This window comes from Ruegeria arenilitoris, from assembly GCF_013030265.1.
Lineage (GTDB): Bacteria > Pseudomonadota > Alphaproteobacteria > Rhodobacterales > Rhodobacteraceae > Ruegeria > Ruegeria arenilitoris_E.
This window is the reverse complement of sequence record NZ_WPZQ01000004.1, coordinates 16,166-39,943: the sequence shown is the minus strand read 5'-3', so window position 1 is coordinate 39,943 and position 23,778 is coordinate 16,166. Positions and strand designations below refer to the sequence as shown.

Sequence of the window (23,778 nt, the reverse complement as noted above, 5' to 3'; positions counted from 1 at the left end):
GACCTACTCGTCGTAGGTACCGTCTTCCTTAGCGCGCTTGGCGAACTCGGTTTCTTCACCTGCCGCCAGTTTGGCCGCTTGTTCAATCCAGCCGTCACGCTCAATACGACCCTTGAACTTCAGGCGCGCATCGACCCAAGCCACCTGCAACGGTGTCCAGGCAGCAACTTGATCAAAGTGGTAGAAACCCAACTCGTTGAGTGTCTGTTCCAGCTTTGGCCCGACACCTTTCAGCAGCTTGAGGTCATCAGGCTTGCCATCCCGCGCCCCTGACAACAGTTCGGGCGCATCTTCCTCGACCTTGGCTTCAGATTTGGCTTTCTTTGCCTCTTCGGCCTGTTTTACCGCAGGCTTCGGAGCTTCTGGCGCTTTCGGAGGTTCTGCAGCAGCACTCGCACCAGCTTGTTTACCATCTTTATCCAGCCAAGGGGTCAGGATCGGTACTTCGGTTCCGTCGATGCGCTTGACCGTGTCGTGCAGATCAGCCGCCAGCTCTACGCTTGCATTATAACGTGGTTTGCCGGCGTCATGTTCAACAAGGCTGGTCAGACCTTTCAGTGGCTCCGCTGCATATCGACCGTTTTGCGGCCCCGGAACCGGAACCTTCCCAGATGTCAGATCATCGAGGATTTTACCAAAACTCTCGGCAGTCAGGTCCTCGTAATAGTCCTTACCGATCTGTGCCATCGGTGCGTTGGTGCAGGAGCCCAGACATTCAACTTCTTCCCAGCTCAGCTTGCCATCAGCGGACAGTTCATGCGGTTTGGACGCGATCTTTTCCTTGCAGACCGCGATCAGATCCTCTGCCCCGCAAATCATGCAGGAGGTCGTGCCGCAGACCTGAATATGTGCCACCGAACCAACCGGTTGCAGCTGGAACATAAAGTAGAAAGACGCAACCTCAAGCACACGAATATAGGCCATGCCCAGCATGTCGGCGACGGATTCAATCGCCGGACGGCTCAGCCAGCCTTCTTGCTCCTGCGCGCGCCACAGCAGAGGGATCACCGCGCTGGCCTGACGGCCTTCGGGATACTTGGTGATCTGCGCTTCGGCCCATTGCTGATTGGCAGCGGTAAAGGCAAAGCTTTCAGGTTGTTTGGGGTGAAGACGGCGGAGCATTATTCAGTCGGCCCTTCGAGTTTGATTTCAGCTTTACGAGTTGAATTTAGTGTGCATTCGGTGCCCAGATTGTGGGGAGCAGCGCCTTTGACAGAAATGCTGACGGAATACTCAAAGTCCGACAGTGCCTGAGCAAGTGAGCGTTCTGCATAGCTCAGTCGACTTTTACAGAACTCAATTTTTGCTTCTGGTGAGTTTGTATCATAGAGCGCGGCAGAACCTTCGTCCGTATAGCCGTCCAAGAGTTCTTGAATGTAAATCGCGCCTTCCGAAACGTCCCCCGAACTCCCGTCTGTTGACAACACCCAACCGTTTTGAGCGAAGCTGGCGTTGGCCGCGAATATGAAGGCGACTGAAATTAGAAATGGTCTCACCGATCAATCTCCCCAAACACCACATCCATCGTCCCAATGATCGCGGCCACATCCGCCAGTTGATGCCCCCCCGCAACGTGATCCATGGCTTGCAGATGCAGGAACCCCGGCGCGCGCAGTTTTGCGCGGTAGGGTTTGTTGGTGCCGTCGGCGACCAGATAAACGCCGAACTCGCCCTTGGGTGCTTCTACTGCGGCGTAGACTTCGCCCGCGGGGACGTGGAAGCCTTCGGTATAAAGCTTGAAGTGATGGATTAGGCTCTCCATCGAGGTTTTCATGTCCGAGCGTTTCGGCGGGGTGATCTTGCCGCGCGCCAGAACATCTCCGGGGCACTCGCGGATTTTGGCGATGGCCTGACGGATGATCAGTAACGACTGCCGCATCTCTTCCATGCGGACAAGGTAGCGGTCGTAGCAGTCGCCGTTCTTCCCGACGGGAATCTGGAACTCGAACTCATCATAGCATTCATAGGGCTGCGCACGGCGCAGGTCCCATGCCAAGCCCGAACCGCGAACCATGACGCCCGAGAAACCGTATTTCTGAATGTCATCCTCGGTCACGACGCCGATATCGGCGTTGCGCTGTTTGAAGATGCGGTTTTCGGTCAGCAGTCCGTCAATGTCATCCATCACAGCGGGGAACTCGTGGCTCCATGCTTCGATATCGTCCAGCAATTCCGGCGGCAGGTCCTGATGCACGCCACCGGGGCGGAAGTAAGCTGCGTGCAGGCGGGCACCACATGCACGCTCATAGAACACCATCAGCTTTTCACGCTCTTCAAAGCCCCAAAGAGGTGGGGTCAGCGCACCAACGTCCATTGCCTGCGTGGTCACGTTCAGCAGGTGGTTCAGAATACGGCCGATCTCGGAATACAGAACCCGGATCAGCGAGGCGCGCCGGGGCACTTCCACGCCCGTAAGCTTTTCGATGGCCAGACACCAGGCATGTTCCTGATTCATCGGCGCCACGTAATCCAGACGGTCGAAATACGGCAGATTCTGCAGATACGTCCGGCTTTCCATCAGCTTTTCGGTGCCACGGTGCAGCAGACCGATATGCGGATCGCAGCGTTCGACGATCTCACCGTCCAGCTCAAGCACAAGACGCAGAACTCCGTGCGCCGCAGGGTGTTGCGGGCCGAAGTTAATGTTAAAATTGCGGATCTTCTGTTCTCCGCTCAGCGCATCCGTGCTGCCGTCATCGTATCTTGAGCCGTCCATCAACGCCCCCGCTTCTTTTTTGCTTCGGCCCGCACGCGAACCTTTTCGGCCTCAGCAACCTTAGCTGCCGCCCCAGCCAAAAGCACGCCCAGTGCGCCAATTACGATCAGTTCCCCCAGCATCAGCATCTCAGCGGCGCTCCAACTCTTGTAGCTTAAGCCCGACCCACCACAGCAACGCGATCGTGCCAAAGGGAACCAAACAGAGCAGACACCAGTATTTGTTGATCCCAAAGAAAGGCAAAATCTTCACCATCGGAATGATGGTCAGCGCAGACAGGATCAGCCACCAGATTCCACCCATTACTCGGTCTCCTGCTTCTCATCCCCTGGTAAAATGTAGTTCGCACCTTCCCAAGGGCTCATGAAATCGAACTGACGGTATTCCTGCACCAGCGATACGGGTTCATAAACCACACGCTTCTGCGCTTCGTCATAGCGAACCTCGGTATAGCCGGTTGTCGGGAAGTCCTTGCGCAAAGGATAACCGCGGAAACCATAGTCCGTCAGGATACGCCGAAGATCCGGATGCCCCGAGAACAGGATACCGAACATGTCATACACTTCGCGTTCGAACCAGTTGGCCGACGGGTGAACCTCAACAATCGATGGCAGCATGTCTTCTTCGCGGATAGATACGCGTAGTCGAATCCGCTGGTTTTGGTACATCGACAGGAAGTGATAGACGACATCGAACCGCTTTGGGCGCTCGGGATAGTCGACACCGGTGATGTCCACGAGGGTTGAAAACTGGCACGTACGGTCAGCCTTCAGATACTCGACGAACTCAACCAGGTTCGAAGGCGCCACATCAACGTTGAGTTCTCCGTGGGTGACGTCCCATGAAAGAACGCAATCGGCTCGTTTCAATTCCAGCTGCGCGCCAAGTTCTTTGAGTGCTTCGCTCATGACCAGCATTTCTCCACGTTCAAAGTAGCTGTGTTTTCTGCGAACTCCCATTCACCAGAGATTCTGCGCGAGACCTTCGACAAATCTTTCACTGAAACCTTAGTGAAGACCGCATGTGACAGTTTTGCTTCGCTATCAATCTCGGATTCAGTAGCGCTATCCCTCCTTAGATGAACGTCTAAAGCTTCTCCTGGTCGAATTGCCTCGCCCAGTAGACTTCCGGAAGCTGAAAAGCCCGGCTTCTCAGGATAGTCGACATAGTACCACTCGTATCGGACAGAGTAATAGTTCACTGAACACTTGGAATTGTTCGTGATCTGCAACACAGGACCGGTATCCTTGTCGTCCAAAGAGTATGTGAACGTAATTTGCTCGATCGCTTCACTATTCGCCGAGAACGCTAAAACCCCTAAAGCGCATGAGAGAGATATAAGCGCTAATGATCTTTGCGCTCCACTCATCTGACAATCGTCCCTGTACGGCGGATTTTGCGTTGCAGCTGCATCAGGCCGTACAGCAGCGCCTCGGCAGTTGGAGGACAGCCCGGAACGTAAATGTCTACGGGCACCACGCGGTCACAACCGCGTACGACTGAATAGGAGTAGTGATAGTAACCACCGCCATTCGCACAGGACCCCATCGAGATCACATAGCGCGGCTCGGGCATCTGGTCATAAACCTTGCGCAGCGCCGGGGCCATTTTGTTGGTCAGTGTTCCCGCCACGATCATCACGTCTGACTGACGAGGGGACGCACGTGGAGCGATGCCGAACCGTTCCGCATCATAACGCGGCATCGAGGTGTGCATCATCTCAACCGCGCAACAGGCCAAACCAAATGTCATCCAGTGCAGCGAACCGGTACGCGCCCAGTTGATGATGTCTTCGGACGAGGTCAGCAGAAACCCTTTGTCCTGCAACTCGGCATTCAGGGCCTGGGTGGCGACTTCTTTGTCGGCACCTGCGGTGTTTGCGCCCGTCATCACTCCCATTCCAGGGCCCCCTTCTTCCACTCATAGGCAAAGCCGATGGTCAGCACTGCCAGGAACACCATCATCGACCAGAACCCGACATCGCTGATGTCACGGAAACCGACTGCCCAGGGAAACAGGAAGGCAATTTCCAGATCAAAGATGATGAAAAGAATCGAGACCAGATAGAATCGGACGTCGAATTTCATACGCGCGTCATCAAACGCGTTGAAACCACATTCATAGGCGCTGACTTTTTCGGGGTCGGGATTGCGAACAGCAAGCACGACAGCAGCCAAAATAAGGACAAGGCCAAGGCCTACGGCAACGGCCAGAAACACCAGGATCGGGAGATATTCCCGCAACAGGTCTTCCACGAGTAGCTCCTTTCCTGCGCCCCCATCATCTGGATGCGCCGTCAATTGGCGTGTTGACTGGACATTCTGTATCCGTGTGGGGTCTGAGGGTCAACAGAACACAGGCGCAAAGAGGTGGAATAATCCGTTTGTGACAACCGCAAAATTCACCGCAGTTTCCAGTTCACCGTTAAATTAGGAGATACGGCTAAACCTTACTATTCCATACAGGTTTTCGTTTATCGAAGAATGCGCCGATTCCTTCCTTCGCCTCATCTGTTTCCCATCTGTCAACCAGTGCCTTGATGGTATGATCAATCAAGTCGTCGTCAATAGTGGGACCCAGGGTTCTGACCAATTCTTTCGCTGAAGCAACAGCCCCGGGCGCACAGGAAAGATAGGGTAAGACCTCTGCCTCAACTGCCTCTGCAAGAGCCTCGGCAGGCACGGCTTTTGCCAGCAGTCCCAAATCAACCGCTTCTGTCGCGTCAAACAGCCTGGCGGACATAAAGACGCGACGGGCGCGTGCTTCTCCCATTCGGGCGACAACATACGGGCCGATTGTAGCCGGGATCAGGCCCAAGCGCGTTTCGGTCAGGCCCATTTTCAGGCTGTCGACGCCAATGGCCACATCACAAACCGAGGCCATCCCGACCCCGCCACCGAATGCGTTGCCCTGCAAAGCACCAATCAGGGGTTTCGGCAGTGTGTTCAACGCCTGTAACATCTCGGCCAGCTTACGCGCCTCGACAAAGCGTGTCGCAGGATCCGCGGCCATCTGTGCCTGCATCCATCCCAGATCACCACCGGCACAGAAACTTTTGCCGGCACCTGTCAGGACAACTACCCTTACGGCCTCATCTTCGCCGAGCTGCCTTGCGGCCTGCGTCAGTTCTGCAATCATCTGCGCCGACATGGCATTGTGCTTGTCCGCGCGGTTCAGCATCAGCGTTGCTACACCGCGCGCGTCCGTTGCCAAGGTAATTGTTTCAAACATGCTTGCCTCTTAATTCGTTCGCATTGCACGCGCCATTTCCGCGGCCTCTTCCAAAACCGCCATATCCAGACCGGTTTCGTAACCCAAACGCTCCAGATGTGCCGCAACCGCTTCGGTCGCGACATTGCCAGCAGCGCCCGGTGCGTAGGGGCATCCACCCAATCCGCCGACTGCCGCGTCAAATACACGAACGCCCAGCGCGAGGGATGCGTCGATGTTATCGATGGCACGACCATTGGTATCGTGGAAATGGCCAGCAAGCCGTGTCACAGGCACCCGTTCGCGAACCGCCAGCAGCATTCGGACAATCGTGTCGGGCGTGCCTTGCCCGATCGTGTCCCCCAGCGAGATTTCGTAGCAACCGCGCGCAAAAAGCATATCGGCCACTTCGGCAACTTTCTCAGGCGGTGTTGGTCCGTCATATGGGCAGTCTGTCACGCAGGATACGTAGCCTCGCACCGGCAGATCAATGTGACGTGCTGCTTCGAGTATCGGAACGAAACGCTCGATCGAATCAGCGATTGTGGCGTTGATGTTGGCCTTCGAGAAACCCTCGGATGCCGACGCAAAGATGGCGATCTCATCAGCCCCGGCCGCCAAAGCATCTTCGTAACCGCGCATGTTCGGGGTCAATGCCGCGTAACGCACACCAGATGCACGATTGATACCGGCCAGCACCTCGGCACTGCCCGCCATCTGCGGTACCCACTTTGGCGAGACAAAGCTGGCCACCTCAATTCTGCTGAACCCGGCGCGGCTCAGGCAATCGACCAGCGCCACCTTTTCGGCCACCGGAATTTCACGTTTTTCGTTCTGCAGTCCATCTCGCGGACCAACTTCAAAAACCTCAACGCGTTCACCCATGGCCGTCCCTTTCCCGGATCTCTATTTCTATGCTTCACAGCACCACAAGCTGCTGCCAGGCGACAAGCAGAAAGATCATTCCTCTTCCAAACGAACCAGTGCCGCCCCGGCCTCAACCTGCGCGCCAGCTTCTGCAAGAACCTCAGCAACGACACCATCACGCGCAGCCAACAAAGAATGCTCCATCTTCATGGCTTCGAGAATGGCAAGACGATCACCTTCTTTCACCGCATCTCCAGCAGTGGCAAAGACTGCCTTCACCAAACCGGGCATCGGTGCCTCAACCACATTCGTATCGCCTGCCGCACTGGTGTCCCGATCCAGCGGATCAGCGAACCCAAACACCTGACCGTAACTGTCGAACACCGTAATTTCAGAGCCGGACACAGCAACATTTGGCATCGGAGTTCCGTCGAGGCTCCAACGCCCATTTGTTCTTTCTGCAACCACAGTCTCGGGACCAACCTGCCAGATCTGCCGTTCAGGGCTTTCAACCTGAACATCCAGATCGACGACCTCACCACCCTGCATCAACTGGACGGCACGATGCAGCGAGGCCCAAAGTGTGAAACCGCTTTCTTCATCTGGATCGTCCAGTTTCAGGGCAACCATGGCCGCGGCCACCAGCGAACATGATGTCACTGATGCCTCCTGAACCAGATTGTCCAGGTCTCGTCCGATCAGACCCGTATCCACATCACCTGATGCAAATCCCTGATGCCGTGTCAAAGCACCGAGGAAGGCAAGATTGGTCACCGTACCCGCGACCTCGGTATGCTTTAGCGCTCGATGCAGCGACTCCAGCGCGACTTCACGTGTGGGCCCATGAACAATCACTTTGGCGACCATGGGGTCATACCAGGGGCTAATCGCGTCTCCTGCCCTGACGCCACTGTCAGCACGGCAATAGGATGGAAACTGCAGATGAGTCAGCGTACCCGTTGCAGGTAAAAAACCTTTGGGCACGTCTTCAGCATAAAGCCGAGCTTCGAAAGCATGGCCGTTGATCGACAGTTCCTGCTGCTGCTTGGGCAGGGTTTCACCGGCCGCAACGCGCAATTGCCACTCGACCAGATCGACACCGGTGATGGCTTCGCTGACAGGATGTTCGACCTGCAGACGTGTGTTCATCTCCATGAACCAGAACCGATCCGGGCGCAGTCCTTCCGAGGCATCCACGATGAACTCCACCGTACCTGCCCCCTTGTATCCAATGGCCTCAGCCGCGCGCACACCCGCCAGCCCCATCGCCTCACGCATCTCTGGCGTCATTCCGGGTGCCGGAGCCTCTTCGATCACCTTCTGATGTCGACGCTGTAGCGAACAATCCCGTTCGAACAGATGCACGGCATGGGTGCCGTCGCCAAACACCTGCACCTCGATATGCCGCGGTTTGGCCACGAATTTTTCAACCAGAACCGCATCATTACCAAACGCGGTACGAGCCTCACCACGTGCGCTGTCCAGCGCAGCGGTAAAATCCTCGGGCTCTTCAACAAGCCGCATTCCTTTGCCGCCGCCGCCAGCGACGGCCTTGATGAGCACGGGATAGCCGATGGTATCTGCGGCACCAGACAGATGTTCCGGGTCCTGATTATCGCCATGATATCCTGGCACGACGGGCACACCTGCCTGTTCCATCAGAACCTTCGCTGCATCCTTCAAACCCATCTTGCGGATCGCATCCGCCGATGGCCCGATGAAAGTCAACCCCGCAGCTTCGACGGCATCAACGAAATCAGGGTTTTCAGACAGAAACCCATACCCCGGATGGATCGCCTGCGCGCCTGTGTCCAGCGCGGCCTGAATGATCACGTCGCCCTTCAGATAGCTTTCAGCCGGAGCCGAGTCACCGATATGCACGGCCTCATCCGCCTTCTGAACATGTTTGGCCGAAGCATCCGCATCCGAATACACTGCAACGCAGAAGACACCCATCTTCTGAGCCGTTTCCATCACCCGACAGGCAATCTCACCCCGGTTGGCAATCAGGATTTTAGTGAACATCAGGAACCTCCACCTGTTTCGACAAATGGAAAAGTGAACGAAACAATCGCTAACAAGAAGAAAATCAGCAGAAGAATTAGCGGCACGGATTGTGCCAGCAGTTTTCCGTTAAGTCTGAGAATAGGTGCGCCAAAATCCGGAAGGGCAGCCTCCAGAATGCTCAAAAAGGCGCCGTCAAATTGCGCCATCCGAGTTATGATTGCCCATTGCACGATCATCAATAGCATTCCCAAAAAGGCGGTTAGAAATGCGAAAGTTGCTTCACCTTCGCTGTGCAGAGCGAACCAGCCAGCAATCACAGGTACCGCTACAATGGGAGTCGCGTAGACCGTACGCCACATTTTGTTGCTGTGCTCTACCCATAGATAGGCAAGTTTATCTTTTGAAAGTTCAGTCATAGTTGTCTTCTTACATCCTGAACACGCCAAAGCGTGTCTCCTCGATTGGCGCATTCAGTGCAGCATTCAGTGACAGCGACAGCACATCCCGGCTTTTGCGAGGATCGATAATTCCATCGTCCCAAAGTCGGGCTGACGCGTAGAGAGGATGCGATTGTTCTTCGAACATCTCCAATGTGGGGCGTTTGAATTCAGCCTCTTCCTCGGCAGACCAGGAGCCTCCTTGCCGCTCGATCCCATCACGCTTGACTGTAGCCAGAACACCCGCCGCCTGTTCACCGCCCATGACCGAGATGCGTGAGTTGGGCCAGGTCCACAGGAACCTCGGCTGATACGCGCGACCGGCCATGCCGTAATTCCCCGCACCAAACGATCCGCCGACCAGCATCGTGATCTTAGGCACATTCGTCGTGGCCACAGCCGTCACCATCTTGGCACCGTGCCGTGCGATGCCTTCGTTTTCGTATTTCCGCCCAACCATGAAGCCGGTGATGTTTTGCAAAAACACCAGGGGGATTTTGCGCTGCGAACACAGTTCGACAAAATGCGCACCCTTCTGCGCCGCTTCCGAGAATAGGACGCCATTATTGGCAATGATCCCAACCGGGCAGCCTTTGACATGAGCAAACCCAGTCACCAGCGTTTCACCAAACCGGGGCTTGAATTCGTCAAAGCGCGAGCCGTCGACCAGCCGTGCGATCACCTCGCGAATGTCATAAGGTGTGCGCAGATCGGCCGGAACGACACCCAGAATTTCCTCGGGATCATAGGCCGGTTCTTCGGGGCTGGCCCAATCCACCGTTTGCGGCTTGTGCCGGTTCAGCGATCCAACCGCACGACGCGCCAAGGCGAGCGCGTGGGCATCATCCTCGGCCAGGTAATCCGCCACGCCGGACAGGCGGGTATGGACGTCACCACCTCCCAGATCTTCAGCGCTGACCACCTCTCCTGTAGCCGCTTTGACCAGAGGCGGCCCCGCCAAGAAGATCGTGCCCTGTTCTTTGACGATAATCGTCACATCGGACATTGCGGGCACATAGGCGCCGCCCGCAGTACACGACCCCATGACCACTGCGATCTGAGGGATGCCCTTCGCACTCATCCGCGCCTGATTGTAAAAGATGCGGCCAAAGTGGTCGCGATCCGGAAAGACTTCATCCTGATTGGGCAGGTTCGCGCCGCCACTGTCGACCAGATAGATGCAGGGCAGATTGTTTTCCTCTGCGATCTCCTGCGCGCGGAGGTGTTTCTTGACTGACATCGGGTAATAGGTGCCGCCTTTCACAGTGGCGTCATTGCACACCACCATGACCTCCTGCCCCTGCACGCGACCTATACCCGCGATGACACCGGCAGAGGGTGCAGCGTCCCCATACATCCCATGCGCCGCTGTTGCGCCGATTTCGAGGAATGGAGAGCCCGGGTCCAATAGGTTCGCCACCCGTCGCCGAGGCAGCATCTTGCCCCGCGATTCATGTCTTGCGCGGGATTTCTCGCCCCCACCCATTCGCGCTGCGTCGGCTGCATCAGAGATTTGTGCCAGCGCGTCGAGATGAGCCGCGCGGTTTTGTTTGAAGCCCTCGGAGGCGGGCATTGCTTTGGAATTGAGTTTCATATCTGCTACCCGCTACTGATTAACTTCGCCAGCTGAACGTTGAAGAATGCGAAGGGTCTGCCATCCCGCCAGAGCATCCAAATACTCACAGATTTGTTGCTGAGTGGCCCCTTCGATTTGCATTGTTTCACAATTTGGCAGAGATCCTCCAATGACGGCCATTGTTCCATCACTGGCCATTTCTGCGGCTGTAGGAGGTTTGTCGTGATCCAGCCGAATATCTTCCGGTACAAGATGCCAGTTTGAATCAGTCTCTTCACGCATCCACGCAGTCACTTCTTCAAGGCACTTCTCAGTTCCAGCATTCAGAAGAGCCAGTTCACACATTTTTAAGCCCTGCGAGATACATTGAGCATCCATCGGAATGGCGAGCGGTACGTTTGGAACAAGATCTGAACAGGCTACCAAAAAGGATCTGGTGTCAAATATTTGACCTTTGTCTGTCTCTGCGAGCATTGGCGCGCCTAATCCAAGAACACCCGCCGCAGTCAGAAAAGCCTTTTGCACCTTACGATTCATGATCGACCTCTACCGCTGATAACGGCCATTCGCGTGACTCCAGCGGGGACAGAGATTTGCGCCAGAGCATCGAGACGAGCGGTACGTTTTGCTTTGAAGCCTTCGGAGGCGGGCATAGCTTTGGAGGTTAGTTTCATCGTTCAGCTACCCCGCGTGCTTCACAAATTTCCCGTATAATACTGCCTTGCTGCCAGCTACAGGTGCCAAGTATCTCTCGCTCCATTTTTAGAGCCTGTTCAGCGGTTCTGCGCATCCAACACGCGCCTCTGGTCGGCCCAGCAGCGGTTCCCCTCCAATAATCACTGGCTCGAAATCGGCAAACAGCCTCAGAGTATACTCTCCATTCGGCTTGCATCTTTTTGAGGGTCTCAGGTGCGGTCCATTTGAAGGCATGATCATCCGGGGGGACATGGCCATGAATTTTTTCAGCCCATGCCGCTAGATCTGAGTAGTTTTGGTCCAGCATTCTGTCCCAAAATACTGTTTCTGCGTCGAAGCACATGATCATGCCGTAGGTGGAGTAGTCCATACGATCCATGCAGTCTTGTGCAGCTATTCCTATGCACTCATAAACCGCATCTGGGATTGCTCGCCGAGGCTTTTTCTTTTCGAGTCCCTCTCGGGCATCGCCCAAGCATTCCTCAATGATTTCAGGTTCTATCCAATAGTTGTCGTTTTGTTCGGAAGCGATCTCATACGCGTGAGAGGTTTGAGCCAGAACACTTACGCCGAACGCCAATATGACAAGATGAGATTTCAGTCTTGATGTCTCTTTCGATGTCATTTTCTTGTCTCCTCCGCCGCACGCATCTTCAATTCCTTTCGGATCACTTTACCCGTCACGGTCATCGGCAGCTCCTCCAAGAACGTCACTTCACGCGGATAAGAATACTGCGCCAGGCGGTCCTTGACCCAATCTTGCAACTCCGGCCCTGAAGCCTCGGCCCCAGGTTTCAATACCACGTAGGCTTTCACGATCTCGGTCCGCAGCGAATCAGGCTTTCCGACCACACCCACAGTCGCCACCGCCGTATGAGTCAGCAAGCAATCCTCAATCTCGGCAGGGCCGATGCGGTATCCGGCTGAGGTGATCACGTCATCATCGCGACCGACGAAGCGCAGGTAGTCATCCTCCCAAACACCGCGATCTCCGGTAATCAGCCAATCACCCCGGAATTTCTCAGCCACCGCCTCGGGCCGGTTCCAGTATTCCAATAGCATCGAGGCCGAGCCGCGCCGGATGGCCACGTCGCCCTCTTCATCCGACGGGTTGCCGCTCTCATCAATCACCGCCACCTCGTGCCCCGGCACCGGTTTACCGATGCAACCGGGGCGTACGGGGAAATCCTCGGCGCAGGAGGACACGACCATGTTGCACTCGGTCTGGCCATAGAACTCGTTGATCGTCAGACCAAATGCTCTCTCGCCCCAGGCCAGCATCTCCGCCCCCAGTGGCTCACCGCCTGATGCAACCGAGCGCAGACCGGGGATCGACTGATCTGCAGCTTTGAGCATTCGAAGAGCAGTAGGAGGGAAGAATACATTCCGCACACCACCACGTGCGACCACATCGGCGCAGGCTTCGGGTGTGAATTTCTCCAACCGGGCCGCTACGACAGGAACGCCCAGCGCCAGTCCCGGCATCAACACATCAAACAGCCCGCCGATCCAGGCCCAGTCGGCCGGTGTCCACAGGCAGTCGCCTGACTGCAGGTGGTTGTGGCTGATGGAAACGCCAGGCAGATGGCCTGTCAAAACCCGATGTCCGTGCAGGGCACCCTTTGGACTGCCAGTAGTACCGGAGGTGTAAATCAGAACCGCAGGATCTTCGGGACCTGTATCTGCGAAGTCTATCGCATCACCATCTTGACCGATCTCATCTACCATCAGTGGCTCAGCCAGAGCGCCAAGCAGAGCGGCACCTTCCGAGTCGGTCAAGACCAACCGAACACCGGCATCACCCAGACGGGATGCCAGTGCGTCGTGTTTGAACAGCTTGAACAGGGGCACTGAAATTGCGCCAATCTTCCAAATCGCCAGATGCGCCGCCGCACACCATGGCGACTGACTAAGCAACACACCGACGCGATCACCCCGCTCCACCTTATGCAGTAAAGCCCGCGCGATCCCGTCGGTCATTCGGGCGAGTTCGCCATAAGTCACTCGTGCCTCATCAGAGCCGGTCAGATTCACGATCGCTATCTGATCCGACGGGTGCGAAAGGCACTGCTGCGCCATGTTCAGCCGATCTGGGATGTCCCAGCCACCCTCAGGGCGCAAACCCGGTATGATCTTAGCGGGACGCATAGCGTTTACCCTTTATTTTACAATCACTTGAGCGTCCCTGGATATATCGGTCAATCACTGAAACTTGATGCAGATCAGAGTGTGCAGGCACGCATCTACTCAAAAAGAAGTCATCAACAAATTCAAAGGCCAGATGATGACCAATAAACTCGCCGCTTTGACTCTTTCCACCGCGCTTGTTGCGCTTGCTGCGCCCGCTTTCGCTCAGAACCAGGGTGACTGGACCGTTGGTGTCGGTGTTGGGTACCTCGACCCTAAATCCGACAATGGGACGCTGGCAGGCCTGAACGCCGACATCGACTCGGATACCCGTCCGATCTTCACCGCCGAGTATTTCATCCGTGACAACCTGGGTATCGAGCTGCTTGCTGCGACCCCGTTCAAGCACACCGTCACACTGGGTGGAAGCACTGAGGCTGGCACTGTCAAGCACCTGCCGCCCACCTTGTCGCTGAACTATCACTTCCCGACCAACAGCGCATGGAAGCCCTACGTAGGTGCCGGTCTGAACTACACCGTCTTTTTCGACGAGCAGTCGTCGCTGGGTGATCTGAAGGTCGACAATTCTTTCGGCGTCTCGCTGCAGGCCGGTCTGGACTATATGGTCACTGACAAAGGCGCAGTCCGTCTGAACGTCCGCTGGTTCGACATCGACTCGGACGTCACGCTGAACGGCAACAATATCGGCAAGGCCGAAATTGATCCGTGGCTGGTCGGCGTATCCTACGTCCATCGCTTCTGATCCTTCGATACAAGCGCCTCGCAGTTCCCTCGTCTGCGAGGCGTTTTCTTTTTTCAGAGCATTTTGTTCATCAACTCGCGCCCGATCAGCATCCGGCGAATTTCGCTGGTACCTGCGCCGATCTCCATCAGCTTGGCATCCCGGAAAATCCGGCTGACTGCAGCGTCTGACAGGAACCCGGCCCCGCCCATAGCCTGAACAGCCTGATGTGCCTGCGACATGGCCTGTTCCGAAGCATACAGACAGCACGCTGCCGCATCCTGACGGGTTACATCACCCCGATCACAGGCCTTTGCCACTTCGTATACGTACGCCCGGGCCGAGTTCATCGCGGTATACATGTCCGCGATCTTGCCCTGCATCAGCTGGAAGGTCCCGATGGGTTTGCCGAACTGCTTGCGCTCGGCCAAATAGGGCATGATCTCATCAAGGCAGGCAGCCATGATCCCGGTTCCGATCCCGGCCAGAACGACGCGTTCATAGTCCAGCCCGGACATCAGAACGGCCACGCCCTTACCCTCTTCCCCCAGTACATTTTCGAACGGCACTTCGACGTCTTCGAAAATCAGTTCAGCCGTGTTGGAACCGCGCATACCAAGCTTGTCGAAATGAGGCGAGGTGGAGAAACCCTTCATTTCTTTTTCAACAAGGAAGGCTGTGATCCCTTTTGAACCGGCATCCGGGTCGGTCTTGGCATAGACGACCAAAGTGTCCGCGTCGGGTCCGTTGGTAATCCAGTATTTGTTGCCATTGAGGCGGTAGTGATCATTGCGCTTTTCAGCACGCAGCTTCATCGACACGACATCGGATCCGGCCGAAGGCTCGGACATCGCCAATGCGCCCACGTGTTCGCCTGAGATCAGTCGCGGCAGGTACTTTTGCTTTTGCTCTTCGTTGCCGTTCAGCTTGATCTGATTCACGCAGAGATTCGAGTGAGCACCATATGACAGCGAAACCGAAGCAGATGCGCGAGCGACTTCCTCAACCGCAATGGTGTGAGCCAGATATGACATCCCTGCCCCGCCATACTCTTCAGGCACCGTGACGCCCAGCAATCCAAGATCGCCCATTTCTTTCCAAAGCTCATTGGGAAAGGCATTCGTTTGATCGATCTCGGCTGCCAGCGGCTTAACGCGTTCCTGCGCCCAGCGGTGCACCATCTCGCGCAGCGCGTTCACATCCTCACCTAGATCGAACTTCATCGTGTCCGTGAACATCTGCGCTCTCCTCTTCGCCTTTAATGAACACCTGTTCAAATAACCTGTCACAGAGTCCGGGACGGGTCAAGGCAGACCGCGCAAACCGAGTGCTTACCACAAGCGAAGTTTCGGCTTGAACACTTCATATTTCTGACACATCACCTCTCTAACCGACTACGGCTGTTTGGTTTTTTGAAAGTGAGTGAAAAGATGCCCCCAACCAATGTGATTATAAATGGCGACTTCAATAACGGCAGTGCAAATTGGTCCGGAACAGATATCGAGGCCAACTACACCGAAGGCGCGTATCTGGGAAATGGCTCATCGAACCGCGTGGCAGAGATTGACGGCAACTCTGGTCAGACAACGGTTATGGAGCAAACCTTTACGATCACCGACCCCAGTTCGGGAAGGTTGACGCTGGATACCGCACTACGCACAGCCTCGAACAGCAATGCCGGTCAGGAAGGGTTTGTTGTCGAGATTCTGGACAGCGGCGGCAATGTCATCGCTTCAATGACCGTTCTGCCCACGACGAACAGTTTCCAGAGTATTTCGCTGGACGTCAATTTCCCTAGCGCCGGTGACTACACGCTGCGTTTCACAGAGCTGGGGCTGGATGACAGCCTTGGCGCTATCGTCGACAACATCAAACTCATCGTCTGTTTTTGCCAGGGAACGCAGATCGAAACCGAATTCGGTGAACGTCCGGTCGAGACCCTGCGCATAGGTGACAAGGTCATGACGCAGAATGGCTTGAAGCCTCTGCAGTGGATTGGAAAACGATCACTAAACGCAACAGATCTGGCAATACATCCAAAGCTTCACCCTGTCAGAATCGGTGTCGGGGCTTTGGGAAATGGGTTGCCAAACCGAGACCTTCTTGTATCGCGCCAACACCGGATGCAGACCTCGTCCGTTGTTGCCAACCGCATGTTCGGCACGCCGGATGTGCTGGTGTCAGCGATCAAACTTACCGAATTACCGGGGATCGAGATCGATCAAGTGCTTGAGAGTGTGACCTACTATCACTTGCTGTTCGACGCACATGAGATCGTCTTTGCGAATGGCGCACCTAGCGAGAGTCTGCTGCTTACTGATGCGGCCTTGTCCTCGGTGACCGAAGAAGCAAGAGCCGAAATCGAATTGTTATTTCCCGACCGACCTAGACTCGACGCACCGTATTCACAACTGCGGATCCCACATGGAAAGCAGCAAAAACGCTTTGTGGAACGGCTGAGCAAAAACAATAAGCCATTGATAGAATACGAAAGCGCCTAAAGGCTCAGGACTGGTAGACCGCACCCACCTCCGCACGAATGATACGTGCAATCAGTCGGCAATCGTCCAGCGAGAATGTCAGCGGAACGCGCATGTCCATGATGCCTGCAAGAATACGGTCGCTCTCAGGCATCTGCTCGGATTCGGCGTAGCGCCAGCTATCATAGCGTGAGGTAAATCCATTTGGTTCGGCACCGCCAAACCACTTGAGCTCAACGCCGCGCTCTGCGCATCGACGAATAACATCAGCAATGCGCTCAGGCGACCAGCCAAGCAACAGGAATTGAATAGAGGACCCGACATAGGTTTCCTCTTCCGGTCGTTCGACGATCGTCAGACCCGGCGTTCCGCGCAGGCCCCTTTCGATCTCGACATACCGTTCATTCCAACGCTGAACTTGACGATCCAGATCACGCAGTTGCGGCCGAAGGATCGCCGCGCGCAGGTTATCCATTCGTCCAGACACGTTTGGCGTGGTGTATTTTATCCTCTCAAACACTTCAGGGCCCGGAGCCGCCAGATGACGTTCGTACAGCATGTACGACCCTGACAACATCGTTGCCTTAGCCGCCAACTCTTCATCGTCGGTGATGAGCAACCCGCCCTCGCCCGAGTTCACGTGCTTATAGGTCTGGCAAGAATAACATCCGATGGCACCCTGACGACCCGACAACTGACCGCGCCACGCAGCACCCATCGTATGCGCACAATCTTCGATCACGATTACTCCGGCCGCATCACACATCTGCATCAGGCGATCCATGTCACACAGATGCCCGCGCATGTGGCTGAGCATCAGGACTTTGGCCTGCCCCAGCTTGGATTCCAGATCATCCAGATCGATGGTCAGGTTTTCAGTCACGCCGACAAAGATCGGACGTGCCCCAACCGAGGCGATTGAACCCGGCACTGGCGCCAGGGTGAACGCGTTGGTCAGAACTGGATCACCGGGCTGAACCCCCACCGCTCGCAATGCCGTTGCCAGCGCGTATCCACCAGAGGACACCGCCAGACAGTACTTGGCACCCATCTGGGCTGCGAATTCCTGCTCGAGCAGAGCTGTTTCGCCCAGCTCACCGGGCAGAACATTGTAGCGATGCAACCGCCCGTGGCGCAGCACGGCCATTGCGGCCTCGATAGCCTCTTCCGGGATGGGTTCCTGCTGGGTGAAGCTGCCAGAAAACGTTTCAGTCATAGTGCTGTTGTGGGTCCGCGATGGGTTCGGGTCAAGGGATCACGCTGCCGCACCGATCAGGTCGGTCACAAGCTCTGGCAGGTCGTCGAAGTGATGTAGCAGCGCTTCGGGCTCCAGCGCCGCCATATCGTCACCCGACGGGCCGAAGGTCACCAGAACGGATGGAACGCCGGCAGCTTTTGCGGTGTTTCGGTCGGTATCGGAATCTCCGATCAGAACGCACAGATCCGGATGCCCACCAGCACGCCGCGCTGCCTCACGCAGAGGTTCCGGGTCGGGTTTGCGAACAGGCAGAGTATCGGCACCCACCAGAGACGCGAATTGATCCCGCACCCCTAACCGCGTCAGCAGCAAATCGGCCAGCCCCTCGGGCTTGTTGGTGCAAATACCGACGCCATATCCCGCACCCCGAAGAATATCGACGGCTTCGAGTGCCCCAGGATAAAACTGTGTGTGCGTATCTATCGCCTTTGAATAAGCCTCCAAAAGCATCGGGTAATACTCGAAAACCGTATCTTCAGAATACTCTCCAACACGCTTCAGACCATGTGTCAGCATCATTCTGCCACCGCGCAAGGCGACTGCAGCGTCCTGCCCTTCGATCAGAACATCCCCATGCCCCATATGACGAAAACAGTGGTTTGCAGCTGCCAGCAAATCCCCGGATGTATCCGCCAAAGTGCCGTCCAGATCAAAGATGACCGTGCGCATTTTTTCTCCTTGCTCGGCAGGTTTCCGCCATGTCGTGTTGCAAACGGCAATCTTGTTTGATGCCCGAACCGCTTGCGCCTTTGCCCTCAGCGGATAAAACGGACGGCAACAAAACACAAAGAGAAAACGATTTCATGAGTATTGCCCTTGTCATCCTTGCAGCCGGAAAAGGCACCAGGATGAATTCGGATATTCCAAAAGTACTGCACCCGATTGCCCAGGTACCTATGCTGGTTCATGCGATGCGCGCAGGTGCAGTTCTGTCGCCCGAGCAAACTGTCATCGTAACAGGGCACGGTGCCGAAGCAGTCGCCAAGGCGGCAGCAGCCGAGGACGACATCGCTCAGATCGCAGTTCAGGAAGAGCAGTTAGGCACCGCGCATGCTGTCGCGCAGGCACGTGATGAACTGAAGGATTTTGAGGGCGATATCGTAGTCCTCTATGGTGACACACCATTCCTGCAGCCCGATACACTTGAGCGGATGGTTGCAGCACGGTCCAACAACGATCTGGTCATTCTGGGATTTCAGGCAGCAGATCCAGCCCGCTATGGTCGTTTGGTGATGCAGGGTGAAACGCTGGAACGGATTGTAGAATTCAAGGACGCCTCGGAAGAAGAACGCGCCATAACACTTTGCAATTCAGGTCTTTTGGCGTGTGATGCAAAAACGCTGTTCTCCCTGATCGATGCGGTTGGCAACGACAATGCGTCGGGCGAATACTACCTGCCTGACGTTGTGGAGATCGCCCGCAATCGTGGCCTCAAGGTGACCGCTGTTGCTTGTGACGAAGCGCAAACACTCGGCGTGAATTCCCGCGCTGATCTGGCCGTTGCGGACGCGGTATTCCAGAGCCGCGCAAGGGCAGAGTTGCTGGATCTGGGTGTTACAATGATGGCGCCGGAAACCGTCTATCTGGCTGCGGATACGGTAATTGGCCGTGATACTGTCATTGAGCCAAATGTTGTGTTTGGTCCGGGTGTCACCGTTGAAAGCGGTGCAACGATCCGTGCATTCTCGCATCTCGAAGGGTGCCACGTCAGCCGTGGCGCGGTCGTTGGCCCCTATGCCCGCCTGCGTCCCGGTGCGGAACTGGCCGAGAACGCCCGCATCGGGAACTTTGTTGAGATCAAAAACGCCGAGATCGCCGAAGGGGCAAAGGTCAATCACCTTAGTTACATCGGTGATGCGACGGTTGGCGCGGCGACAAACATCGGCGCTGGTACAATCACCTGCAACTATGATGGCGTGATGAAACATCAGACCACCATTGGCGAGAACGTGTTTATCGGCTCGAATACCATGCTGGTCGCGCCTGTCACCGTCGGCGACGGTGCGATGACCGCGACCGGTACTGTGGTGACCCGTGACGTGGAACCGGACGCGCTGGCCGTAGCCCGCGCCAAGCAGGACAACAAACCCGGTTATGCGCGTAAACTGTTTGACATGTTGAAGGCGAAGAAGGCTCGCCGCGACAAAGGAGCCTGATCCATGTGTGGTATCGTCGGAGTTCTTGGACAACACGAAGCAGCCCCAATTCTGGTTGAGGCACTGAAAAGGCTAGAATATCGCGGCTATGACAGCGCGGGCATTGCGACTGTAAACTCGGGCGTCCTGGGGCGTCGCCGGGCGGTTGGCAAGCTGGTCAATCTCAGCGACCTTCTGGTCCATGATCCCCTGCCCGGCAAATCCGGGATCGGTCACACCCGCTGGGCAACCCACGGCGCGCCCACCGTCAACAATGCGCATCCGCACAAGGCTGGCCCTGTAGCCGTTGTGCACAATGGCATTGTCGAAAACTACCGTGATCTGCGTGACGAGTTGTCCGAAAACGGTATAAATTTCGAAACCGATACCGACACTGAAACTGTCGCCCTCATGACTGCCCACTACCTGGATTCCGGGCTTTCGCCGGTTGAGGCCGCGTTCAAAACCATCGACAAATTGCAAGGTGCCTTTGCGCTGGCGTTTCTGTTCGACGGAGAGGACGACCTGATCGTCGCGGCCCGCAAAGGCTCGCCTCTGGCCATTGGCCATGGCGATGGTGAGATGTTTGTGGGCTCGGACGCCATAGCACTGGCTCCGCTGACCAACCAAATCACCTATCTGGAAGAAGGTGATCGCGCTGTTCTGACCCGTACGTCTCTGGAAATCCGGAATGAGGCGGGTGAGCTTGCAAATCGTGAAAAGCGCAAGATCAAGCTGGACCATGCGCGGGCCGATAAGGGCGAGCATAAACACTTCATGGCCAAAGAGATCGCGGAACAACCAGTAGTGGTTGCCGAAGCGATCCGGTCCTACCTGCCAACCGGTGGCGATCAGGTTGTTCTGCCCGATACGGATTTGGATTTCACCAAACTCGACCGTCTTACCATGGTGGCCTGTGGTACCGCCTTCTATGCCTGCCTGACCGCGAAGTACTGGTTCGAAAAACTGGCGCGGATGCCTGTCGAAGTCGATATCGCCAGCGAATTCCGCTATCGCGAACCTCCGATCCCTGAACGGTCACTGGCTTTGTTCGTCAGCCAGTCGGGCGAGACTGCGGATACGCTTGCCGCTCTGCGGTATTGCGAAGGCAAAGCCGACAAGATCGTGTCAGTCGTCAACGTCCCTGAAAGTTCGATTGCGCGGGAAAGCGACATTGCTCTGCCAATCCACGCAGGTGTTGAGATCGGTGTTGCCTCGACCAAAGCCTTCACCTGCCAGCTGAGCGTGCTGTTGATGCTTGCACTCAAGGCAGCGGCAGATCGGGGTACACTGACCGATGAGGAGTTGGCTGATCACGCGGCTGCCCTGCGTGGGCTGCCTTCGGTACTGAATACTGCGCTGGACCAAAACCGCGCCATTCGCAAATCCGCCCAGCGCCTCAGTGAAGCGCGCGATGTTCTGTTTCTCGGTCGTGGCCTGATGTTCCCTCTGGCGATGGAGGGAGCGCTGAAACTCAAGGAAATCAGCTACATCCACGCCGAAGGTTATGCATCAGGCGAGTTGAAGCATGGGCCGATTGCCCTGATCGACAAACATATGCCGGTCGTCGTCATGGCCCCTCGGGATGAGGTCTTTGATAAGACCGTGTCAAACATGCAGGAGGTGATGGCGCGCAAAGGCAAAGTCATTCTTGTTTCCGATGACGATGGTATTGCAGAGGCCAAAGATGGCGTCTGGAGCACTATCAGAATGCCGCACGTTCATCCCAGCCTCGCCCCGATCCTGTATTCGGTTCCGGCTCAGTTGCTGGCCTATCACACAGCCGTCGCCAAAGGCACCGATGTGGACCAACCCCGCAACCTTGCGAAATCCGTTACGGTGGAGTGACCCATGGCTAAACAGTTCCCGCAGTTTGACCCGCCACATCAAAAGTTCATCGAAGAGCAGCACATGTTCTTCGTCGGTACTGCCGGAACAGACGGGCGCGTCAACATCTCGCCCAAGGGGATGGATTCATTGCGGGTATTAGGGCCCAACCGAATTGTCTGGATGAACCTGACTGGCAGCGGGAACGAAACCGCTGGTCATCTGCTTGAAGTCAATCGCATGACGCTCATGTGGTGTTCCTTCACCACACGGCCGTTGATTTTGCGTACCTATGGTACGGCACAAACAATCCACGAAGGTGATCGTGACTGGGAAGAACTCAAAGCGCTGTTTCCAGATCATCGCAGTGCTCGCCAAATATATGACCTGAGCATCGATATCGTTCAGACCTCATGCGGTTATGCCGTTCCGTTTATGGAATATCAGTCTGAACGGGATACGATGCAGAAATGGGTTGATAGCAAGTCTGATGACGACATCCGCGCCTATTGGGTCGAGAAAAACCACCAGACCATTGATGGTAAACCTACGCGCAGTCAGGTCTGATCAGACGATGCTGGACGCTCATCTCGATCAGATTAAAGCCCATGCTGATACTGAACGCGCCGAGCAGTTGGCGGCGTATCATAAGGTGGAACGACCATATCTGGGTGTCACCAACCCCATACTGAACGACCTGACCAAAGTCTGGCGACAGGAGTTGGACGTGCCCGCCCGAGTGGAATTGGCCAGTGCCCTGTGGCAGACCAATATTCACGAAGGGCGGCTTGCAGCAGCTAAACTGCTGACGCAGGCCAGAATTCGCCCGGATGAAGCGGTCTGGGAACTGTTGCAAAGCTGGGTACCGGATTTTGATGCATGGGCAATGGCGGATCACGCCTGCATGGCGATGCAAAAACGTCTGAGCGCGGACCCGCAGCGCCTCGATCAGGTCGAGGACTGGACTAAATCGGATCAAATGTGGACACGCCGCGCTGCATTGGTGGCCACCCTGCCCTGGACAAAACAGAACCACCCAAAACCCGATGACCTGCAACGGCGTGATCGCATCTTGGGCTGGGCCGCCGGATATGTGCCCGACCGGGATTGGTTCATCCAGAAATCCGTTGCCTGGTGGCTTCGGGATCTTTCAAAACACGACCCCGAACGCGTCCGCGCATTTCTGGCAAAGCATGGCGACGCGATGAAGCCATTCGCTCGAAAAGAAGCAGGCAAATATCTGAAGGATTAGTTGGAATAGACTTCCAGCTCGACGAGTTCGTCAAAGGGTATCAACAAGGCCCGCATTGCATCCACCGACAAGCGGCTGCCGCCCCCTTCAGGGCCTGGAACGGGAACCAGAGTGATATAGGCCTGCGCACCGGTTTTGGGCACCACAACACGCGCAGTCACCTCTGTATCCACCAATGGGGTTTCCAACCACCGACCGCCTTTATTGGGGTCCCCCAACCCCGCAATCGTCGTTTTGGCGCCTGTCCAGCCAACACTGGCAGCCGAAGCAGGCTGTGGCTCTACTGCGTCTTCAACCACCGTGGGTTCAGCTTGGGCAGGCTTGTCTGACCCGCCAAACACACGATCTGACGCCGACCGCACCGTATCGCATCCCGCAAGCAGAACGCATGTTACCAATAACGCATTTCTCATACCCGAAACCTATCGCCCTGCGCGCATCTGCACCA

At 56.0% G+C, this 23,778-nt stretch carries 26 protein-coding genes; 6 read left to right on the top strand and 20 right to left on the bottom strand.

Annotated elements, in window-relative coordinates; genetic code table 11:
* Nucleotides 1-3: 3 nt before the first annotated feature.
* The 16 genes from nuoE to GOX61_RS07775 form a co-directional block, all read right to left on the bottom strand.
* Entirely contained in the window at nucleotides 4-1,122 is a 1,119-nt protein-coding gene (gene nuoE / locus GOX61_RS07845; protein WP_170332690.1) for an NADH-quinone oxidoreductase subunit NuoE, read from the bottom strand.
* Nucleotides 1,122-1,496 carry a hypothetical protein gene (locus GOX61_RS07840; RefSeq protein ID WP_170332688.1) on the bottom strand — a complete coding sequence of 125 codons (375 nt, stop codon included), beginning with the start codon at nucleotides 1,494-1,496 and terminating at the stop codon, nucleotides 1,122-1,124. Before GOX61_RS07840 ends, nuoE begins: the two co-directional genes overlap by 1 nt.
* Complete coding sequence (locus GOX61_RS07835) at nucleotides 1,493-2,716, bottom strand: NADH-quinone oxidoreductase subunit D (protein WP_170332686.1); 1,224 nt, start codon at nucleotides 2,714-2,716, stop codon at nucleotides 1,493-1,495. Before GOX61_RS07835 ends, GOX61_RS07840 begins: the two co-directional genes overlap by 4 nt.
* Nucleotides 2,716-2,838, bottom strand: coding sequence for a hypothetical protein (locus GOX61_RS22530; RefSeq protein WP_302478278.1), 123 nt, complete (start codon nucleotides 2,836-2,838; stop codon nucleotides 2,716-2,718). Before GOX61_RS22530 ends, GOX61_RS07835 begins: the two co-directional genes overlap by 1 nt.
* Nucleotides 2,839-2,845: 7 nt before the next feature.
* The gene (locus GOX61_RS07830) at nucleotides 2,846-3,019 is read right to left on the bottom strand and encodes a hypothetical protein (RefSeq protein ID WP_010442775.1); all 174 of its coding nucleotides are present in this window, start codon (nucleotides 3,017-3,019) and stop codon (nucleotides 2,846-2,848) included.
* Nucleotides 3,019-3,624, bottom strand: coding sequence for an NADH-quinone oxidoreductase subunit C (locus GOX61_RS07825; protein ID WP_155147502.1), 606 nt, complete (start codon nucleotides 3,622-3,624; stop codon nucleotides 3,019-3,021). Before GOX61_RS07825 ends, GOX61_RS07830 begins: the two co-directional genes overlap by 1 nt.
* A gap of 457 nt (nucleotides 3,625-4,081) precedes the next feature.
* Nucleotides 4,082-4,615 carry a NuoB/complex I 20 kDa subunit family protein gene (locus tag GOX61_RS07820; protein ID WP_113824919.1) on the bottom strand — a complete coding sequence of 178 codons (534 nt, stop codon included), beginning with the start codon at nucleotides 4,613-4,615 and terminating at the stop codon, nucleotides 4,082-4,084.
* Entirely contained in the window at nucleotides 4,606-4,971 is a 366-nt protein-coding gene (locus tag GOX61_RS07815; RefSeq protein ID WP_170332684.1) for an NADH-quinone oxidoreductase subunit A, read from the bottom strand. Before GOX61_RS07815 ends, GOX61_RS07820 begins: the two co-directional genes overlap by 10 nt.
* Nucleotides 4,972-5,158: 187 nt before the next feature.
* Nucleotides 5,159-5,947: a crotonase/enoyl-CoA hydratase family protein gene (locus GOX61_RS07810; RefSeq protein WP_170332682.1), complete on the bottom strand. Its 789-nt coding sequence runs from the start codon at nucleotides 5,945-5,947 to the stop codon at nucleotides 5,159-5,161.
* 9 nt (nucleotides 5,948-5,956) lie between these two features.
* The gene (locus GOX61_RS07805; RefSeq protein ID WP_170332681.1) at nucleotides 5,957-6,811 is read right to left on the bottom strand and encodes a hydroxymethylglutaryl-CoA lyase; all 855 of its coding nucleotides are present in this window, start codon (nucleotides 6,809-6,811) and stop codon (nucleotides 5,957-5,959) included.
* A gap of 75 nt (nucleotides 6,812-6,886) precedes the next feature.
* Nucleotides 6,887-8,818: an acetyl/propionyl/methylcrotonyl-CoA carboxylase subunit alpha gene (locus tag GOX61_RS07800; protein ID WP_170332679.1), complete on the bottom strand. Its 1,932-nt coding sequence runs from the start codon at nucleotides 8,816-8,818 to the stop codon at nucleotides 6,887-6,889.
* Entirely contained in the window at nucleotides 8,818-9,216 is a 399-nt protein-coding gene (locus GOX61_RS07795; protein WP_170332677.1) for a hypothetical protein, read from the bottom strand. The genes GOX61_RS07800 and GOX61_RS07795 overlap by 1 nt, the downstream gene beginning before the upstream one ends.
* Nucleotides 9,217-9,226: 10 nt before the next feature.
* Nucleotides 9,227-10,831, bottom strand: a complete 1,605-nt coding sequence (locus tag GOX61_RS07790; RefSeq protein ID WP_170332675.1) for a carboxyl transferase domain-containing protein — start codon at nucleotides 10,829-10,831, stop codon at nucleotides 9,227-9,229.
* Nucleotides 10,832-10,843: 12 nt separating this feature from the next.
* Complete coding sequence (locus tag GOX61_RS07785; RefSeq protein ID WP_217353804.1) at nucleotides 10,844-11,287, bottom strand: hypothetical protein; 444 nt, start codon at nucleotides 11,285-11,287, stop codon at nucleotides 10,844-10,846.
* Between the two features lie 196 nt (nucleotides 11,288-11,483).
* On the bottom strand, nucleotides 11,484-12,134 hold the full coding sequence (locus GOX61_RS07780) for a lysozyme inhibitor LprI family protein (protein WP_170332672.1): 651 nt from the start codon (nucleotides 12,132-12,134) through the stop codon (nucleotides 11,484-11,486).
* The gene (locus tag GOX61_RS07775; RefSeq protein WP_170332670.1) at nucleotides 12,131-13,657 is read right to left on the bottom strand and encodes an AMP-binding protein; all 1,527 of its coding nucleotides are present in this window, start codon (nucleotides 13,655-13,657) and stop codon (nucleotides 12,131-12,133) included. Before GOX61_RS07775 ends, GOX61_RS07780 begins: the two co-directional genes overlap by 4 nt.
* A gap of 136 nt (nucleotides 13,658-13,793) precedes the next feature.
* Here GOX61_RS07775 and GOX61_RS07770 point away from each other — a divergent pair, with 136 nt between their 5' ends.
* Nucleotides 13,794-14,399 (top strand): OmpW/AlkL family protein, encoded by a 606-nt coding sequence (locus GOX61_RS07770; RefSeq protein WP_170332668.1) that lies wholly within the window; start codon nucleotides 13,794-13,796, stop codon nucleotides 14,397-14,399.
* A gap of 53 nt (nucleotides 14,400-14,452) precedes the next feature.
* Here the strand turns inward: GOX61_RS07770 and GOX61_RS07765 are convergent, their stop codons facing one another.
* Nucleotides 14,453-15,616, bottom strand: coding sequence for an isovaleryl-CoA dehydrogenase (locus tag GOX61_RS07765; protein ID WP_155147487.1), 1,164 nt, complete (start codon nucleotides 15,614-15,616; stop codon nucleotides 14,453-14,455).
* Between the two features lie 192 nt (nucleotides 15,617-15,808).
* On the opposite strand from GOX61_RS07765, the gene GOX61_RS07760 reads away from it, so the two are divergent.
* Nucleotides 15,809-16,879 carry a Hint domain-containing protein gene (locus GOX61_RS07760; RefSeq protein ID WP_170332666.1) on the top strand — a complete coding sequence of 357 codons (1,071 nt, stop codon included), beginning with the start codon at nucleotides 15,809-15,811 and terminating at the stop codon, nucleotides 16,877-16,879.
* Nucleotides 16,880-16,883: 4 nt separating this feature from the next.
* Here GOX61_RS07760 and GOX61_RS07755 read toward each other — a convergent pair whose 3' ends face one another.
* Complete coding sequence (locus GOX61_RS07755; RefSeq protein WP_170332664.1) at nucleotides 16,884-18,074, bottom strand: DegT/DnrJ/EryC1/StrS family aminotransferase; 1,191 nt, start codon at nucleotides 18,072-18,074, stop codon at nucleotides 16,884-16,886.
* A 39-nt stretch (nucleotides 18,075-18,113) separates the two neighbouring features.
* Nucleotides 18,114-18,785 carry an HAD-IA family hydrolase gene (locus GOX61_RS07750; protein WP_170332662.1) on the bottom strand — a complete coding sequence of 224 codons (672 nt, stop codon included), beginning with the start codon at nucleotides 18,783-18,785 and terminating at the stop codon, nucleotides 18,114-18,116.
* A gap of 134 nt (nucleotides 18,786-18,919) precedes the next feature.
* On the opposite strand from GOX61_RS07750, the gene glmU reads away from it, so the two are divergent.
* The 4 genes from glmU to GOX61_RS07730 are packed head-to-tail and all read left to right on the top strand — an operon-like array spanning nucleotide 18,920 to nucleotide 23,330.
* Nucleotides 18,920-20,272: a bifunctional UDP-N-acetylglucosamine diphosphorylase/glucosamine-1-phosphate N-acetyltransferase GlmU gene (gene glmU / locus GOX61_RS07745; RefSeq protein ID WP_170332660.1), complete on the top strand. Its 1,353-nt coding sequence runs from the start codon at nucleotides 18,920-18,922 to the stop codon at nucleotides 20,270-20,272.
* A gap of 3 nt (nucleotides 20,273-20,275) precedes the next feature.
* Nucleotides 20,276-22,099 (top strand): glutamine--fructose-6-phosphate transaminase (isomerizing), encoded by a 1,824-nt coding sequence (gene glmS / locus GOX61_RS07740; protein WP_170332658.1) that lies wholly within the window; start codon nucleotides 20,276-20,278, stop codon nucleotides 22,097-22,099.
* Nucleotides 22,100-22,102: 3 nt separating this feature from the next.
* A complete protein-coding gene (locus GOX61_RS07735) occupies nucleotides 22,103-22,645 on the top strand; it encodes a pyridoxamine 5'-phosphate oxidase family protein (protein ID WP_170332656.1) in 543 nt (180 codons plus the stop codon).
* Between the two features lie 7 nt (nucleotides 22,646-22,652).
* Complete coding sequence (locus tag GOX61_RS07730) at nucleotides 22,653-23,330, top strand: DNA alkylation repair protein (protein ID WP_170332654.1); 678 nt, start codon at nucleotides 22,653-22,655, stop codon at nucleotides 23,328-23,330.
* Here GOX61_RS07730 and GOX61_RS07725 read toward each other — a convergent pair.
* Nucleotides 23,327-23,743: a hypothetical protein gene (locus GOX61_RS07725; RefSeq protein ID WP_170332652.1), complete on the bottom strand. Its 417-nt coding sequence runs from the start codon at nucleotides 23,741-23,743 to the stop codon at nucleotides 23,327-23,329. The two genes, GOX61_RS07730 and GOX61_RS07725, sit on opposite strands and share 4 nt — an antisense overlap.
* Between the last annotated feature and the right edge of the window lie 35 nt (nucleotides 23,744-23,778).